This window comes from Ralstonia sp. TCR112 (assembly GCF_007997035.1).
Classification (GTDB): domain Bacteria; phylum Pseudomonadota; class Gammaproteobacteria; order Burkholderiales; family Burkholderiaceae; genus Ralstonia; species Ralstonia edaphi.
The window spans coordinates 1-505 of record NZ_VOSS01000201.1 but is presented as its reverse complement, the minus strand read 5'-3'; the positions used below and the strand labels follow the sequence as shown (position 1 = coordinate 505).

General features: G+C 68.7%; 1 protein-coding gene. It reads right to left on the bottom strand.

Annotation, left to right across the window (positions count from 1 at the left end; genetic code table 11):
• Positions 1 to 505, bottom strand: a 505-nt coding sequence (locus FUT88_RS25265; protein WP_147219292.1) for a DUF2252 family protein, incomplete at both ends; no start/stop codon positions are given.

Here is a 505-nt window from a genome sequence, read left to right as displayed (position 1 = left end):
GGCGCGCGAGGACGGAATAGCGCTCAAGGCCCAGACTCCCTGTGCCGGCAATGCGCCGCGCCACGTCCACGGCGACAAAGCGCTGGCCGTTGCCCTGCTCGCCATAGGCCTGCAGGATGCGGCGCGCACGGCGGGCCTCTTCCTTGCTAGCCCGCAACGTGCGTCGGCCGTCGATGCGCAGGTGAATGCGGTTGCCATCGCGCTCGGTGCGCTGCGCGAGGTAGGCGGCGCGATTGCGCTTGCGCAGGCCGCGCAGCAGGCCGCGCACGATGCCGGTGGCGGTGGCGCGCTCGACCCAGCGCGGCTTGCCGTCGACCAGTGCCGCAGCGTACGTGTCGAGAAAGCGGCGGCACAGGTTGTTGGCGTCTTCGTCGGCCAGTTTCCAGCTGTAGGCAGCCACCTGCAGGCTCGACAGCACGCGCACCAGGTCGACGGTGAACGGCGCGACCAGGGCCTCGTCAAAGTCGTTCATGTCGAAATAGACGAGACCGTTGTCGCCCTTGAA